We start from the raw sequence: 16,855 nt of genomic DNA on the forward strand, positions 1-16,855 counted from the left end.
AAAAAATGGTCGTTGATTGTTGCTAAAGGCTCTTTTCTATAAGATTGTTGCATTTGGCTAGTGTTTGTTCATTTTCATCATTGACAAGTGGATTGGAGTGCAAGGTGCGAGACTCCAGCGGGATAAGCGGGACAGGTGAGACACTTTCCGGTGCAAAGCGCCAAGGTGGCTCACCGCACGCCCCGCGGAAAGCGAGCATCCTGTAGCGTAATCCACCACTTCCAAGAGCAACAAAGTATGCGAAACAATCTTGCTAAATTAATGCTTAAAATGTCTTACGCCTGTGAACACCATCGTAATGCCATGTTCATCGGCTTTTTTGATCGAATCTTCGTCTTTAATCGATCCGCCTGGCTGAATAATAGCCGTAACACCTGCGCGTGCAGCCGCTTCCACCGTATCATCCATAGGGAAGAACGCATCGGATCCTAATGCAGAACCATTCGCACGCTCAGCTGCTTGCTCTATTGCAATCTTCGCTGCTCCAACACGGTTCATCTGCCCCGCTCCAACTCCGACCGTCATTTCATCCTTCGCAAGAACGATTGCGTTTGATTTCACGTGCTTAACAACTTTCCAAGCAAGACGAAGATCTTTCCACTCTTGTTCAGTCGGCTGGCGTTTTGTAGGTATCGTTACATTTGCATCATCAAGCCCAAAGACGTCTTCATCCTGCACAAGCATCCCGCCTGCAACCGTCGTGATTTTCTTTGCGATTCCTTTTCCTTCTGTAAAATCGAGCTTCAATAAACGGATGTTTTTCTTTTTTGTTAAAATCGCTAATGCTTCTTCTGTAAATGAAGGTGCAATTATGATCTCTAAGAAAATCTCAGCCATTTTCTCTGCAGTTTCCGCATTAACCTCAGTGTTTGATGCAACAATGCCTCCAAAAATAGAAACAGGATCTGCTTCAAATGCACGTGTGTATGCTTCCGTAATGGATGTTCCTGTTCCTACACCACATGGATTCATATGTTTAACCGCAACAACAGCAGGATCTGTAAATTCCTTCACGATTGAAAGAGCCGCATCTGCATCATTGATGTTGTTGTAGGAAAGTTCTTTTCCGTGAAGCTGTTCAGCATCTGTTAGAGAAAGTGTTCCGCTCAATGGTTTTGAATAAAATGCAGCTTTTTGATGAGGATTTTCGCCATAACGAAGATCTTGTTTTTTCTCAAACGTAACCGTATATGATTCTGGGTGCACTTCCTCTACAGCTGTTGTTAGGTATTCTGCAATTAACGCATCATAAGCTGCTGTATGACGGAAAGTTTTCGCTGCAAGTCTGCGGCGTGTCTCTTCACTTACTGCACCTGCATTTTCGAGTTCAGTCTCAACCTTCTCATAATCTTTCGGATCAACAACAACAGTTACATATCTATGATTTTTCGCTGCCGAACGAAGCATGCTCGGTCCGCCGATATCAATATTTTCAATCGCATCAGCGAATGTTGTATCTTCCTTCGCAACCGTTTCTTTAAATGGATACAGATTAACAACAACGAGATCGATCGGTGCAATTTCGTTTTCCTGCATTGCTTTTTGATGTGTTTCGTTGTCACGAACTGCAAGAAGCCCTCCGTGAATTTTAGGATGAAGTGTCTTAACACGACCATCCATAATTTCAGGAAAACCCGTTACTTCTGAAATTCCGATTACAGGAATGTCTGCATCTTGAAGTGCTTTTTTCGTTCCGCCTGTTGAAATGATTTCAACACCATGTTTCGCTAATTTTTCTGCAAATGGAATTAACCCGTTCTTGTCCGATACGGAAATCAATGCTCGTTTGATGGTCATTGTACGATGCCTCCTATGGTGTCTTTTTGTAAAAGTTTGTGTAATATGGCCGGGTACAATTTATGTTCTGCTTGCTGGATTCTTTGCTGCAGCGTATCGCTCGTATCGCCGGGCAATACGGGTATCTTAACTTGATCGATAACCGGACCTGTATCCATCCCGCTATCCACGAAATGAATCGTTACGCCTGTTTCTGAAACGCCTGCTGAAAGCGCCTGTCCTACTGCATCTTTTCCAGGAAAAGCAGGCAAATATGAAGGATGTATGTTAATGATTCTTCCTTCATATGCGTTTAATAGCACTTCCCCAATCAGCCGCATGTATCCAGCAAGAGCAATCCACTCAACATCGTGTTTTTTCAATTCATTAACAATGTCCTGCTCAAATGCAGCTTTTGTTGCAAAAGTGTTAGGTACAAACGTATAGACTGGTATATTAAGTTTTCGAGCACGGTCGATTACTTTTGCCCCTGGTTTATCACAAACTACCAGTTCAATTTCAGCTTCTAATGTACCATTATTAACAGCTTCTGCAAGTGACTGAAAATTGCTGCCGCTGCCTGATGCAAATACAGCTATCTTTCTCATTCGATGGAACCTCCGCCAAAGATAACGCCTTCCCCTTTTTTAACTCGTCCGATAATATATGGTCTCTCACCTGTTTCCTCTAATGAACGGATGATCGGCAGCATGTTTTCTTCTGAAACAGCAAGCACCATCCCGATTCCCATATTGAACGTTGTAAACATCTCTTTGCGTGTGAGGCTTCCTTTTTTCTCGATCAAGTCGAAAATAGCTGGAACTGGCCAAGAACCATAATCAATTTCTGCAGCTAATCCTTCAGGCAGCATGCGAGGAATATTTTCGATGAACCCACCGCCTGTTATATGTGCGACACCATTTACAGTAAACTTATCAAGCACTTCCAATAACGGCTTCACATAAATGCGTGTGGGAGTTAAAAGCTCTTCTCCAAGCGGTTTTGAAAAGCCTTCATACTGCTCTTTCAAATCCAGTCCTGCATTCTCTAATAAAACTTTACGCACAAGAGAAAAACCGTTTGAGTGCAATCCATTCGACGCGATACCGATCAGCACGTCGTTCTCACTAACATTCCCTCCATTGATCAGCTTTGATTTTTCAGCGATTCCAACTGTAAACCCGGCTAGGTCATACTCCTCGCCATTATACATGCCAGGCATCTCAGCAGTTTCTCCGCCAATGAGCGCACAGCCCGCTTGTTCGCAGCCGTCTGCGATTCCTTTTACGATCTGTTCTACCTTTTCTGGGTGAAGCGTGCCGCAAGCAATATAGTCTAGAAAATAAAGCGGTTCAGCTCCTTGAGCAACAATGTCGTTCACACACATGGCAACCGCATCCACACCGATTGTGTCATGCTTATCCATCATAAAAGCGAGCATCAGCTTCGTTCCAACACCGTCAGTTCCTGATACGAGAACTGGCTCTTTATGTGAAAAACCGGACAGGTCAAACATCGCTCCGAAACTTCCAAGTCCTGCTAACACTTCGGGTCTTTTCGTCCGCATTGCATGTTTCTTGATGCGATCTACCGCTTCATAACCTGCCTCGATGTTCACTCCTGCTTGTTTATATGCTTCTGCCATCGTTTTCTCCCCCTTAAACAAGCTCTTTTTCGTATGGTAAAACTGTATCTGGATAAATCTCAGTCGGATAACGGCCTGTAAAACAAGCTAAGCATTGTCCGCAGTTCGGTTCAGCATTCGATCTGCCGATGCCTTCCATCAGTCCTTCTACTGATATAAAAGATAACGAGTCTGCTCCGATGATTTCCCGGATCTCTTCTACAGAATGCTTTGATGCAATGAGTTCAGCGCGTTCAGAAGTATCGATTCCGTAATAACAAGGATGAGCGATCGGCGGTGCAGTAATCCTTACATGCACTTCTGTAGCACCCGCGGCACGCAGCATTTTGACGATACGGCGACTTGTTGTTCCGCGAACGATTGAGTCATCGACCATTACAACACGCTTACCTTCCACAATCCCGCGAACAGGAGATAGCTTCATTTTCACACCAAGTTCACGAAGTTCCTGTGATGGCTGGATGAACGTTCTGCCTACATAACGGTTTTTGATCAATCCAATTTCGTACGGAATGCCTGATGCTTCTGCATATCCGATGGCCGCAGAAATACTGGAATCCGGCACACCTGTTACAACATCAGCTTCAACTGGTGCTTCTTCAAACATCTTTTTCCCAAGGCTTTTTCTTGCAGCATGAACGTTGATGCCTTCGATGTTGCTGTCAGGTCTTGAAAAATAAATGTATTCCATCGAGCACATAGAACGTTGAGCAGAAGTTGAAAAACTATCAACCTTTAGTCCGTCTTCATTGATGATCAAGAGCTCACCTGGCTGCACATCACGCACGTATGTTGCTCCAACAACATCAAATGCACAAGTTTCTGAAGCTACGACATACGCATCTCCTAAAATACCAAGTGACAATGGACGCAAACCATTCGGATCGAGTGCGACCATCATTTCATTCTCTGTCATGACAAGAAAAGCATAAGCTCCTTTAAGCATTGTGAGCGCGTTTTGCATTTTTTCTTTTAACGATGTGTAGCTGCTGCGCTTAATTAAATGCGCCAGCACTTCTGTGTCCGAAGTCGTTTGAAAAATGCTTCCTTGTGATTCTAATTGATGTTTCAGCGCATTCGCATTCACAAGATTTCCATTATGAGCGAGCGCTAGAGAACTCGTTTGGGAACGGAATAATAATGGCTGCACATTCGCAAGCTCGTTTCCTCCCGCTGTTGAATACCGGACATGGCCAATTGCACCATATCCTATTAAATTCTCTAACTCGCCTTTTCCGAAAACTTCGTTAACAAGGCCGCTTCCTTTATGTGTTCGCAAACGCTCCCCATCTGTTACAACGATTCCCGCACCTTCTTGTCCTCGATGCTGCAAACTATGCAATCCATAATACGTAAGCTGTGCGGCATCTGGATGTCCCCAAATACCAAACACACCGCATTCTTCGTTTAAACCTTTGATGTCAGCAAGCATGGAATAGCTCCCTTCCAGGCTTCATGCAGCTCCTCAAGCGTACAGGATACAAGTTCTTCACCTTGCTCATTGTCGATAGCAAGACCGCTCTCAGAACGCACAAACCCAATGATTTTTGTATCATTAACAAGCTGTTCAAATTCGTCTTGATGTTCAGGTTTTACTGTCACTAAGAAACGTGATTGCGATTCACCGAAAAGACTTCCGACCGGTTCATCTGTTAAAGTCACACTCGCGCCGACTTTTCCGTCCATTACAGACTCAGCAAGTGCAACTGATAGTCCGCCTTCTGCCACATCATGTGCAGATGCAATCAATCCTTTTTGAATCGCAGCTAAAAGGTCACTTTGTCTCGCTTCTTCTACTTCTAGATCAATGTGCGGTGCCTTGCCGAAAATGCGTCCTTCTTTCATCTTCTGCAGCTCACTTCCGCCAAATTCCGCTTTGGACTCACCGATTAAATAAATGATGTCTCCCGCTTCCTTAAAGCTTTGCGTCACGATATGCTTCGTGTCCTCGATCAGTCCGACCATGCCGATAACAGGTGTCGGATAAACCGCTACTCCGTTTGTTTCGTTATAAAGTGATACGTTACCGCCGATAACCGGAGTTGCCAGTTTCGTACATGCCGCACTAATGCCGTCAGCTGATTTCTCCAGCTGCCAGAAAATTTCTGGTTTCTCAGGGTTTCCGTAGTTTAAGCAATCTGTCAAAGCTAGCGGCTTCGCTCCCGAACATACAAGGTTACGAGCAGCCTCAGCAACTGCGATTTTCCCGCCGACTTCTGGATCCAAGTACAAATAACGAGAATTACAATCTGTCGTCATCGCAAGTGCCTTTTTCGTTCCTCTTATTCTAACAACAGCCGCGTCAGATCCTGGCGCAACAACCGTATTCGTGCGCACCATATAGTCATATTGGTTATAAACCCATTCTTTGCTCGCGATCGTTGGTTGAGCCAATAAAGAAAGCAACGTTGATTTGAAGCTTAGAATTTCTGGAACGTAAGCTTCTTGTGATTGGAACTCACTATAATAAGCCGGTTCTTTTGATGGCTTATTATAAACAGGTGCATCTTCAGCAAGAGCATCTACCGGAAGTTCTGCAACGATTTCCTCGTTATGAGTAAGTCTCAGTACCTTCTCTTCGATTACTGTTCCAACTGTTACACAATCTAGATCCCATTTTGCAAAAATCTCTTCAACTTCATGCTCACGGCCTTTTTCAACGACTAAAAGCATTCTTTCTTGAGACTCTGAAAGCATCATCTCATATGCCGTCATGCCTGTTTCACGCTGTGGAATCAGATTCAAGTTCATCTCAATCCCCATCCCAGCTTTACTCGCCATCTCAGCAGATGAACTTGTTAAGCCTGCTGCTCCCATGTCCTGAATTCCGACAAGAGCATCACAGTTTTGAATGAGTTCGAGGCATGCTTCCATGACAAGCTTTTCCATGAATGGATCGCCAACTTGTACCGCCGGGCGTTTTTCTTCGGATGCTTCAGAAAGCTCTTCAGATGCAAAGGTTGCACCGTGGATGCCATCTCTGCCTGTTTTTGCACCAACGTACATTACGGAGTTGCCTGCGCCTTTTGCCTGGCCTTTTTTAATATCTTTATGATCAATCAAACCTACGCACATTGCATTAACTAACGGATTACCTTCGTATGACGGATCAAACTGAACTTCGCCGCCAACTGTAGGAATTCCAATACAGTTCCCGTAGCCTGCGATTCCTGCTACCACTTGTTCGAATAAATACTTCACTCGCGGTGATTCAAGTTCACCGAAACGAAGAGAGTTCAGCATTGCGATTGGACGTGCTCCCATCGAGAAGACGTCACGAATAATTCCGCCGACACCTGTTGCCGCCCCTTGATATGGTTCAATGGCTGATGGATGGTTATGTGATTCAATTTTGAACACAACCGCCTGGCCATCACCTATATCTACGATTCCTGCACCTTCACCAGGACCTTGCAGCACACGCTCTCCCTTAGTCGGGAACTTGCTTAAAACAGGTTTGGAGTTTTTATAAGAACAATGCTCGCTCCACATAACAGAGAACAATCCCGTTTCCGTCCAGTTTGGCGACCTGCCGATAATTTTTTCGATCAGTTCAAACTCGGAATCATTTAAGCCCATTTCACGGTACAATTTTTCTTCTTTAATTTGAGAACTTGTTGGTTCATGTAGTAGCGACATAACGTTCCCTCCAGCTCTTCACGATTGATTGAAATAGTTTCAGACCATCATTGCTTCCTAACAGCTCATCAACAGCGCGTTCCGGGTGCGGCATCATCCCAAGTACATTGCCGCTCTTATTCGTGATCCCCGCGATATCTTCAACTGATCCGTTTGGATTGTTCGCATAAGTGAAAACAACCTGGTTGTTTGCTTTCAGATCTTCCAGTGTCTCTGGATCGCAATAGTAGTTTCCTTCGCCATGTGCGACCGGAACTGTAATTCGCTCTCCTTTTTCATAAAGACCAGAAAACATCGTTGTATCGTTCTCTACAATAAGACCCTCCTGCTTGCAGATGAATTTCAAAGATTCATTGCGGCGCATCGCACCAGGCAATAAACCTGCTTCAAGTAAAATTTGAAATCCGTTGCACACACCAAGAACTGGTTTGCCTGCGTTAGCTGCTTTTACGACTTCGCTCATTACGTTCGAAAAGCGTGCGATTGCTCCTGTTCGAAGATAATCTCCGTATGAAAAGCCGCCAGGCAGTAATATACCGTCAAATCGACTTAAATCTGTTTCATCATGCCATACATATTCAACGTCCATTCCGAGTTCGTCTTTTACCGCATGATACATGTCCGTATCACAGTTCGAGCCCGGAAATACTATCACTGCGAACTTCACTGTGCAACGACCTCCTCCACCTCGTAGCGGTAGTCTTCGATGACCGGATTGGATAATAGTTTTGTACACATTTCTGCGATCTTCGCATCTAAATCATAATCACCTTTTTGCATCGTCAGCTCTAGATACTTTCCGATACGAACATCCTCTACCTCTGACTGCCCCATTTTATGAAGAGATCCCATAACTGCCTTTCCTTGTGGGTCCAATACACTCTCTCTTAGCGTTACATAAACTTTTACTTTGTACATGATAGGCCTCCTAGACGTTTTAGAATTTTTTCGTATGCATCTGTTAAACTTCCAAGCTCACGGCGGAACACATCTTTATCCAGCTTCTCGTTCGTTTCTGCATCCCAAAGTCTGCAAGTGTCAGGTGAAATCTCATCAGCTAATAGCAGCTGTCCATTCTCATCCACTCCAAACTCTAATTTGAAATCGACGAGCTTAACTTGTTTGTCTGCAAAATAACTCGTTAATAATTCATTGATTTTAAATGCCTGTTCTGAAATCTGCTGAAGCTGTTCTTTTGTAGCGAGGTCAAGAATATCGATATGATCTTCGTTGATGAGCGGATCACCAAGGTCATCATTTTTGTAATAATATTCTAAAATGGTTCTCGGCAGGATTTGTCCTTCTGGAATCCCTAATCGCTTCGCAAGTGTTCCAGCTGCAATATTACGAATTACAACTTCTATGGGTAAGATCTTCACTTTTTTCACAAGCTGTTCTGTTTCTGAGATGCGTTTTACAAAGTGAGAACGGATGCCTTTTTCTTTTAAAAGTTCAAACAAGATGGTCGAAATCTCGTTGTTCAGTCTTCCTTTGCCTTGAATCTCGGCTTTCTTTTCCCCATTAAATGCTGTTGCTGAATCTTTATAGCTGATCCAAACGACTTGCTCATCTGTCGTGCGGTAGATTTTCTTCGCTTTTCCTTCATACAGCTGTTCTAACTTCTCCATTTTGACCCCTCCGTTTTATGAACATTCCCGATATTCAATCTTTAAAAAAAGGCAAAGAGAAAGAGAGCTTAATATATCACTCTCTTTTTTAGTTGAAGTCTTTCTTCATTCTTCTTAAAGTCCTAGTCTGTCAAAAATCGTATCGACGTGTGACAGGTGGTAACTATAATCAAAGCACTCAGAGATTTCTTCAGGTGTTAACTTGTCTGTAATTTTCGGCTCAGCTTCTACCAATGTTCTGAACTGGACGCCTTCTTCCCACGCCTGCATCGCTTTTGGCTGAACGGTATCATAAGCTTCTTCCCTTGCCATGCCTTTGTCGATCAGTTTCAGAAGAACACGCTGTGAATAGATTAAGCCATATGTGCGTTCCATGTTGCGCTTCATATTCTCTGGGAAAACAGTTAAATTCTTAATAATATTTCCAAAACGGTTCAGCATGTAATTGAGTGCAATCGTAGCATCCGGTAATATCACACGCTCTGCAGATGAATGCGAGATGTCGCGCTCGTGCCAAAGTGACACATTCTCATAAGCTGTCATCATGTATCCGCGGATGACGCGAGCAAGCCCCGTCATGTTCTCAGATCCGATCGGGTTACGTTTATGCGGCATTGCGGAAGATCCTTTTTGGCCTTTTGCAAAGAACTCTTCCACTTCACGCGTTTCACTCTTTTGAAGTCCGCGAACTTCTGTAGCAAACTTCTCGATGCTCGTCGCGATAAGTGCCAATGTTGACATGTAGTGCGCGTGACGGTCGCGCTGCAATGTTTGTGTAGAAATCGGCGAAGCTTCAAGCCCTAACTTTTCACACACATACTTTTCAACGAAAGGATCGATGTTAGCATACGTCCCAACAGCTCCAGAAATCTTACCGAAGCGAACGGTATCAGATGCTTGCTTAAAGCGTTCTACGTTACGTTTCATCTCTTCGTACCAAAGAGCCAGCTTCAATCCGAATGTCGTAGGTTCTGCATGTACACCGTGTGTACGTCCCATCATGACTGTGTATTTATGTTCTTTCGCTTTCTCTCCTAAAATCTCAACAAAACGGTCCAAGTCTTTTGCCAAAATATCATTTGCTTGTTTCAAAAGATATGAAAGTGCTGTATCCACAACATCTGTTGAAGTAAGCCCGTAATGCACCCACTTGCGTTCTTCGCCAAGCGTTTCAGAAACAGCTCTTGTAAAAGCAACCACATCATGGCGTGTTTCTTCTTCGATCTCTAAAATTCGGTTAATATCAAACGACGCATTTTCGCGAAGCTTCTTCACATCTTCTTTCGGAATGTCACCTAACTCTGCCCATGCTTCACAAGCTAAAATCTCTACTTCCAGCCATGCCTGGTATTTGTTTTCATCCGTCCAAATCGCACCCATCTCCGGGCGTGTATACCGTTCAATCATCGTTGTACCTCCGTTTTGTTCTCTATAAATATGCTGGACACTTTTTCTGCTTTTTCGATTGCTTCTTCCACTGTTTCACCTAATACAGTGATGTGCCCCATTTTACGTTTCGCTTTAGCTTCTTTTTTTCCGTACAGATGCAGTTTCGCTTCTCCTAATTTCCCTATCTCTCTTAACACGGTCTCATGATGTTCACCTAAGATGTTGATCATCACGGCCGGCTTTATCAGTTCAGTATTGCCAAGCGGCCAGTTGCACACAGCACGAACATGCTGGTCGAACTGGGATGTTTCGCATGCTTCAATCGTGTAATGGCCTGAGTTATGCGGTCTTGGCGCTAACTCATTCACGTAGATCTCACCGTTATTAGCGACGAACATCTCTACGGCAAGCGTACCGACAAGCTCAAGCTCCGTTGCGATTGACCCCGCTAACTCCTTTGCTTGTTCGGCTGTCTCTTTAGAAATCCGTGCTGGTACGATCGTCTGATGCAGAATGTTATCTCTATGAATATTCTCTGCTATCGGGAACGATTTAACCTCTCCGCTTACACTTCTTGTTAATATTACCGAAATCTCTTTATCAAACTGCAGCCAAGACTCTAGCACGCAGTCTTTCTCTTTATTTAAAAGCTCAGAAGCAATTTTCAAATCGCCTTCCTGTTTGATGACGAATTGACCTTTGCCATCATATCCTCCTCGGCACGTTTTCAGTACAGAAGGATACCCAAGCTGTGTTATCGCGTCATTTAGTGAATCGATATCTGAAACTGGTTTAAAAGGCGCAACCGGAACCCCAGCTTTTACGAGTGTTTCTTTTTCACGAAGACGATGCTGTGTGACAGAAAGAAGACGGCTTCCCTGCGGCAAGTTCGCGTTCTCTTGGAGCCATTCGGCACTCATAGAGTCAATGTTCTCAAACTCATACGTGACAACATCACTTAATTCAGCCAGCTGTCGGATGCCTTCTTTATCTTCATAACCTGCGGTGATTTGTTGATCGGCTACTTGTCCGCACGGCGAGTCTTCACCAGGTTCCAAAACAATAACCTTGAGCCCCATCTCTCTTGCACTCAATGCCATCATGCGGCCTAACTGCCCTCCGCCTAATATTCCGATTGTCTGTTGTGGTTGGATTGTTTTATACAAGCTGCTCACTACTTTCAATCGCCATTTTTTGAGCGTTTGCCCGGCGTTGTTTTAATCGCTGTCTTACACCTTCATCATGAACGGCTACCATTTGTGCAGCTAAGAGTCCTGCATTCGCTGCACCTGCTTTTCCGATTGCAACTGTCGCTACCGGCACACCTTTAGGCATTTGAACGATAGATAAAAGTGAATCCATACCGTTAAGTGCTTTTGACTGAACCGGAACGCCGATGACAGGAACAATTGTCTTCGCTGCAACCATTCCTGGCAGATGTGCTGCACCGCCAGCTCCAGCGATAATGACCTCTATACCTTTTTGTTCCGCCTCTTCCGCATACTGAAACATAAGGTCTGGTGTACGGTGTGCTGAAACTACTTTTTTCTCATATGCTACATCTAATTCTTCTAAAATATCGCACGCTTCTTTCATTGTTTCCCAATCTGAAACACTTCCCATGATCACGCCAACTTTAGCCATGGCAGCCTCCTTATTGTCAGAAAAAATAAAAAAGTCCAGTTTGTATGCTTCTCCCATCTATGAGAGAAAGCAGCCAACTGGACGTACGTATCCAATAAAAATTAACAGAAAGATGCTTTCCCTCATAGTCTGATGAAATAACGGTCATCAGGTAGAGACTTACGGGCCATATCCCCGAAATTATATGAGGGCTTTATTCTTCTGACTATATTGTAGCAATTGAGGTTTTCATTTGTCAACAAAAATCGAACATTATGTAATAATAAAGTTTTAATGTTCGTGTTTTACTCTTAATCGATTCGTTTCCCTTCAAAAACAATACGCTGTTCTTTCACTTCCGGCTCCATTCTGCCGTTTCGTTTCACTTCATGAAAAACAGGTTCTTCCATTCTTCTGACAGGTGTGTAGCCTTCTGCCGCCATGCGATCTAAACAATCGGAGATCGTCTCGCCAGGCTCGACTGCAAACTTTTTCTTAGATGGTTTCTTCTCCATCTGTTACCTCCTGATACCCTTGACCCAAAATCCACCATGGAAAGCTTTCGGTTCATGCGAAATAATAAATGCCTTTGGATCTAAATCTTTCACAGTATTATATAAGTTCATTTCCGATTTGCGGGATGTTAAGATTTCCATCATAAGACGCTGACCTTCACGGCCTTCCGCGAGCCAATTTGTAACTCCATATCCTTTATTACGCAGTTCATTCGGCAAACCGCCTCCTAGATCTGTCGTAATCACGTTAACGGTAGTATAACCAAGTGCGAGCTTTTCTTCAATTTTCATCCCTACAATAACGCCTACTCCATAACCAATCGCATAAGCAAGCAAGTTTTGAATCTGGTTTAAATTGTCTAAAACAAGCCCAAGTCCCACAACATATATAATTACTTCAAACACACTGATAAAAGCCGCCAAGTACCGCTGCCCTTTAAGTGTTAAAATCATTCGGATCGTAAAGAACGAAACGTAAACGACATTAATTAACAGAATAATACCAACCATAACAAACGCATTATCCAACATGTTGATGGCCTCCCAGGTGAAAAATACTCCGTTAAGAATAACACTTTTTGGACAAGTTGGAAACTGGAGAAAAGATGCAAAAATGCTTCTGTAAGTGCGGGATTTTTGCGTGGTGGTGTGGGTATTTTGGGGATGGCGCGCTTATTTTCCGTATGGCGCGCTTATTTTCCGTATGGCGCGCATAATTTCTGTATGGCGCGCTTATTTCTTGGATCGCAAGGGTATTTTAGTATTTTTAGAGTTATATTGAGGTTTGGTATATGCCAAACTACCTTATTTTTATTTGAATTCTGCTGTTTGGTGTTAACCAAACCACCATTTATTGATCTTTCTTGCTTCTAAACTAAAAAGAAGATCGATAAAATCGATCTTCTACCTATTAATATATAAAATAAAAAAAAGATGGAACGAACATAAAGTTCGTCCCACCTTCTTTGCTCAGCGACGTCCTACTCTAACAGGGGGAGACCCCCAACTACCATCGGCGCTGAAGAGCTTAACTTCCGTGTTCGGTATGGGAACGGGTGTGACCTCTTCGCCATCATCACTGAACCTAAGTTTTTTGATAAGCGTCGAATCTCTTCGTCAGTTTCGTTCTTCCGGTACTCACGTATGTGTAATACGCTCCGTTCCTTCAAAACTTCACTTCCTCGACCTTCTCGCTTCTGAAAAAACTATTATTAAGTTGAGAGTATGTTCTCTCAAAACTAGATACGACGTTTCCAAACGTTATGCTTTTTTAAGGATAAGCCCTCGACCGATTAGTATCTGTCAGCTCCACGTGTCGCCACGCTTCCACACCAGACCTATCAACCTCATCATCTCTAAGGGGTCTTACTCACTTGACGTGATGGGAAATCTCATCTTGAGGGGGGCTTCATGCTTAGATGCTTTCAGCACTTATCCCGTCCACACGTAGCTACCCAGCTATGCCCCTGGCGGAACAACTGGTACACCAGCGGTGTGTCCATCCCGGTCCTCTCGTACTAAGGACAGCTCCTCTCAAATTTCCTGCGCCCGCGACGGATAGGGACCGAACTGTCTCACGACGTTCTGAACCCAGCTCGCGTACCGCTTTAATGGGCGAACAGCCCAACCCTTGGGACCTACTTCAGCCCCAGGATGCGATGAGCCGACATCGAGGTGCCAAACCTCCCCGTCGATGTGGACTCTTGGGGGAGATAAGCCTGTTATCCCCAGGGTAGCTTTTATCCGTTGAGCGATGGCCCTTCCATGCGGAACCACCGGATCACTAAGCCCGACTTTCGTCCCTGCTCGACTTGTAGGTCTCGCAGTCAAGCTCCCTTGTGCCTTTACACTCTGCGAATGATTTCCAACCATTCTGAGGGAACCTTTGGGCGCCTCCGTTACTGTTTAGGAGGCGACCGCCCCAGTCAAACTGCCCACCTGACACTGTCTCTGAACCGGATCACGGTTCTAGGTTAGAATTTCAATACAGCCAGGGTAGTATCCCACCGACGCCTCCACCGAAGCTGGCGCTCCGGCTTCTCAGGCTCCTACCTATCCTGTACAAGCTGTACCAAAATCCAATATCAAGTTGCAGTAAAGCTCCATGGGGTCTTTCCGTCCTGTCGCGGGTAACCTGCATCTTCACAGGTACTATAATTTCACCGGGTCTCTCGTTGAGACAGTATCCAAGTCGTTACACCTTTCGTGCGGGTCGGAACTTACCCGACAAGGAATTTCGCTACCTTAGGACCGTTATAGTTACGGCCGCCGTTTACTGGGGCTTCAATTCAGAGCTTCTCCTAAAAGGATAACCCCTCCTCTTAACCTTCCAGCACCGGGCAGGTGTCAGCCCCTATACTTCACCTTGCGGTTTCGCAGAGACCTGTGTTTTTGCTAAACAGTCGCTTGGATCTATTCACTGCGGCTCTCTCGGGCGATAAACCCTATCAGAGCACCCCTTCTCCCGAAGTTACGGGGTCATTTTGCCGAGTTCCTTAACGAGAGTTCTCCCGATCATCTTAGGATTCTCTCCTCGCCTACCTGTGTCGGTTTGCGGTACGGGCACATCTTTCCTCACTAGAGGCTTTTCTTGGCAGTGTAGGATCAGGGACTTCGGTACTAAATTTCCCTCGCCATCACAGCTCAGCCTTCACGTTGGACGGATTTGCCTATCCAACAGCCTAACTGCTTAGACGCACTATTCCATCAGTGCGCTCACCCTACCTTACTGCGTCCCCCCATCGTTCAAACGGAAAGGAAGTGGTACAGGAATATCAACCTGTTATCCATCGCCTACGCTTTTCAGCCTCGGCTTAGGCCCCGACTAACCCTGAGCGGACGAGCCTTCCTCAGGAAACCTTAGGCTTTCGATGGACAAGATTCTCACTTGTCTTTCGCTACTCATACCGGCATTCTCACTTCAAAGCGCTCCACCAGTCCTTCCGGTCTGACTTCGCTGCACTTCGAACGCTCCCCTACCCCTGTACCATACGGTACAAGCCATAGCTTCGGTGATACGTTTAGCCCCGTTACATTTTCGGCGCAGAGTCACTCGACCAGTGAGCTATTACGCACTCTTTAAATGGTGGCTGCTTCTAAGCCAACATCCTGGTTGTCTGGGCAACTCCACATCCTTTGCCACTTAACGTATACTTTGGGACCTTAGCTGATGGTCTGGGCTGTTTCCCTTTTGACTACGGATCTTATCACTCGCAGTCTGACTCCCGCGGATAATTCTCTGGCATTCGGAGTTTGACTGAATTCGGTAACCCTGTGGGGGCCCCTAGTCCAATCAGTGCTCTACCTCCAGGAATCTTGCCGCGAGGCTAGCCCTAAAGCTATTTCGGGGAGAACCAGCTATCTCCGTGTTCGATTGGCATTTCACCCCTACCCACACCTCATCCCCGCACTTTTCAACGTGCGTGGGTTCGGGCCTCCATTCAGTGTTACCTGAACTTCACCCTGGACATGGGTAGATCACACGGTTTCGGGTCTACGACCACGTACTATGTCGCCCTATTCAGACTCGCTTTCGCTGCGGCTCCGTCTATTCAACTTAACCTTGCACGGGATCGTAACTCGCCGGTTCATTCTACAAAAGGCACGCCGTCACCCGTTAATGGGCTCCGACTACTTGTAGGCACACGGTTTCAGGATCTATTTCACTCCCCTTCCGGGGTGCTTTTCACCTTTCCCTCACGGTACTGGTTCACTATCGGTCACTAGGGAGTATTTAGCCTTGGGAGATGGTCCTCCCGGATTCCGACGGGGTTTCACGTGTCCCGCCGTACTCAGGATCCACTCTGGAGGGAACGAAGTTTCAGCTACAGGGCTGTTACCTTCTTCGGCTGGCCTTTCCAGACCACTTCACCTACCTCGTTCCTTTGTAACTCCGTATAGAGTGTCCTACAACCCCAGAGGGCAAGCCCTCTGGTTTGGGCTGATTCCGTTTCGCTCGCCGCTACTCAGGAAATCGCATTTGCTTTCTCTTCCTCCGGGTACTTAGATGTTTCAGTTCCCCGGGTCTGCCTTCTCATACCCTATGTATTCAGATATGGATACCATCCCATTACGGATGGTGGGTTCCCCCATTCGGAAATCCCCGGATCAATGCTTACTTACAGCTCCCCGAGGCATATCGGTGTTCGTCCCGTCCTTCTTCGGCTCCTAGTGCCAAGGCATCCACCGTGCGCCCTTTCTAGCTTAACCTTATATTGATGTTTGATAAGCATCGAATCTCTTCGTTGACTTCGTCTTTCCGGTGCTCATGTATCGAAATACACTCCACTCCTTCAAGACTTTGTCGCCTCAATCTTCTCGCTTCTGAAACATCAAACAGTTATTGCTTGGCGCAGATAAATAATATATATCTGCCTTGCATATTGTTTGGATGTCGATATCTAGTTTTCAAAGAACATAAAACCATTAAAAAAGGCATCATCGTAAGATGTGCAATGGTGGAGCTTAGCGGGATCGAACCGCTGACCTCCTGCGTGCAAGGCAGGCGCTCTCCCAGCTGAGCTAAAGCCCCAAATGTTTGGGTTTTATAAAAATGGTGGGCCTAAATGGACTCGAACCATCGACCTCACGCTTATCAGGCGTGCGCTCTAACCAGCTGAGCTATAGGCCCATAAAGGAAT

Annotated in this window: 13 protein-coding genes, 2 tRNA genes, 2 rRNA genes and 1 riboswitch; all 17 genes read right to left on the bottom strand. The window is 45.3% G+C overall.

Annotated elements, in window-relative coordinates; translation table 11 throughout:
• Nucleotides 1-258: 258 nt before the first annotated feature.
• Nucleotides 259-1,797, bottom strand: a complete 1,539-nt coding sequence (gene purH / locus RGB74_RS18375) for a bifunctional phosphoribosylaminoimidazolecarboxamide formyltransferase/IMP cyclohydrolase (RefSeq protein ID WP_310760713.1) — start codon at nt 1,795-1,797, stop codon at nt 259-261.
• The gene (purN, locus tag RGB74_RS18380) at nt 1,794-2,384 is read right to left on the bottom strand and encodes a phosphoribosylglycinamide formyltransferase (protein ID WP_310760714.1); all 591 of its coding nucleotides are present in this window, start codon (nt 2,382-2,384) and stop codon (nt 1,794-1,796) included. The genes purH and purN overlap by 4 nt, the downstream gene beginning before the upstream one ends.
• The gene (gene purM / locus RGB74_RS18385; RefSeq protein ID WP_310760715.1) at nt 2,381-3,421 is read right to left on the bottom strand and encodes a phosphoribosylformylglycinamidine cyclo-ligase; all 1,041 of its coding nucleotides are present in this window, start codon (nt 3,419-3,421) and stop codon (nt 2,381-2,383) included. Before purM ends, purN begins: the two co-directional genes overlap by 4 nt.
• A gap of 13 nt (nt 3,422-3,434) precedes the next feature.
• Complete coding sequence (gene purF / locus RGB74_RS18390; RefSeq protein WP_310760716.1) at nt 3,435-4,853, bottom strand: amidophosphoribosyltransferase; 1,419 nt, start codon at nt 4,851-4,853, stop codon at nt 3,435-3,437.
• The gene (gene purL / locus RGB74_RS18395) at nt 4,829-7,060 is read right to left on the bottom strand and encodes a phosphoribosylformylglycinamidine synthase subunit PurL (RefSeq protein ID WP_310760717.1); all 2,232 of its coding nucleotides are present in this window, start codon (nt 7,058-7,060) and stop codon (nt 4,829-4,831) included. Before purL ends, purF begins: the two co-directional genes overlap by 25 nt.
• Nucleotides 7,044-7,727, bottom strand: coding sequence for a phosphoribosylformylglycinamidine synthase subunit PurQ (gene purQ, locus RGB74_RS18400; RefSeq protein ID WP_310760718.1), 684 nt, complete (start codon nt 7,725-7,727; stop codon nt 7,044-7,046). The genes purL and purQ overlap by 17 nt, the downstream gene beginning before the upstream one ends.
• The gene (purS, locus tag RGB74_RS18405; protein ID WP_310760719.1) at nt 7,724-7,978 is read right to left on the bottom strand and encodes a phosphoribosylformylglycinamidine synthase subunit PurS; all 255 of its coding nucleotides are present in this window, start codon (nt 7,976-7,978) and stop codon (nt 7,724-7,726) included. The genes purQ and purS overlap by 4 nt, the downstream gene beginning before the upstream one ends.
• On the bottom strand, nt 7,966-8,688 hold the full coding sequence (purC, locus tag RGB74_RS18410; protein WP_310760720.1) for a phosphoribosylaminoimidazolesuccinocarboxamide synthase: 723 nt from the start codon (nt 8,686-8,688) through the stop codon (nt 7,966-7,968). The genes purS and purC overlap by 13 nt, the downstream gene beginning before the upstream one ends.
• A 114-nt stretch (nt 8,689-8,802) precedes the next feature.
• Nucleotides 8,803-10,095, bottom strand: coding sequence for an adenylosuccinate lyase (gene purB / locus RGB74_RS18415; RefSeq protein ID WP_310760721.1), 1,293 nt, complete (start codon nt 10,093-10,095; stop codon nt 8,803-8,805).
• Nucleotides 10,092-11,243, bottom strand: coding sequence for a 5-(carboxyamino)imidazole ribonucleotide synthase (purK, locus tag RGB74_RS18420; RefSeq protein WP_310760722.1), 1,152 nt, complete (start codon nt 11,241-11,243; stop codon nt 10,092-10,094). The genes purB and purK overlap by 4 nt, the downstream gene beginning before the upstream one ends.
• Nucleotides 11,236-11,721 (bottom strand): 5-(carboxyamino)imidazole ribonucleotide mutase, encoded by a 486-nt coding sequence (purE, locus tag RGB74_RS18425; protein ID WP_310760723.1) that lies wholly within the window; start codon nt 11,719-11,721, stop codon nt 11,236-11,238. Before purE ends, purK begins: the two co-directional genes overlap by 8 nt.
• 105 nt (nt 11,722-11,826) lie before the next feature.
• Nucleotides 11,827-11,929: riboswitch (purine riboswitch) on the bottom strand.
• Between the two features lie 82 nt (nt 11,930-12,011).
• On the bottom strand, nt 12,012-12,215 hold the full coding sequence (locus tag RGB74_RS18430) for an NETI motif-containing protein (RefSeq protein ID WP_310760724.1): 204 nt from the start codon (nt 12,213-12,215) through the stop codon (nt 12,012-12,014).
• 3 nt (nt 12,216-12,218) lie between these two features.
• Nucleotides 12,219-12,746: a DUF2179 domain-containing protein gene (locus RGB74_RS18435; RefSeq protein ID WP_310760725.1), complete on the bottom strand. Its 528-nt coding sequence runs from the start codon at nt 12,744-12,746 to the stop codon at nt 12,219-12,221.
• A gap of 436 nt (nt 12,747-13,182) precedes the next feature.
• Nucleotides 13,183-13,298 (bottom strand): 5S ribosomal RNA (gene rrf / locus RGB74_RS18440).
• A gap of 189 nt (nt 13,299-13,487) precedes the next feature.
• Nucleotides 13,488-16,424: ribosomal RNA gene (locus RGB74_RS18445) — 23S ribosomal RNA — on the bottom strand.
• Nucleotides 16,425-16,670: 246 nt separating this feature from the next.
• Nucleotides 16,671-16,746 (bottom strand) — tRNA-Ala (locus RGB74_RS18450).
• Between the two features lie 22 nt (nt 16,747-16,768).
• Nucleotides 16,769-16,845 (bottom strand) — tRNA-Ile (locus RGB74_RS18455).
• Nucleotides 16,846-16,855: the final 10 nt, after the last annotated feature.

The organism is Bacillus sp. NEB1478 (assembly GCF_031582965.1).
GTDB lineage: Bacteria > Bacillota > Bacilli > Bacillales > Fictibacillaceae > Fictibacillus.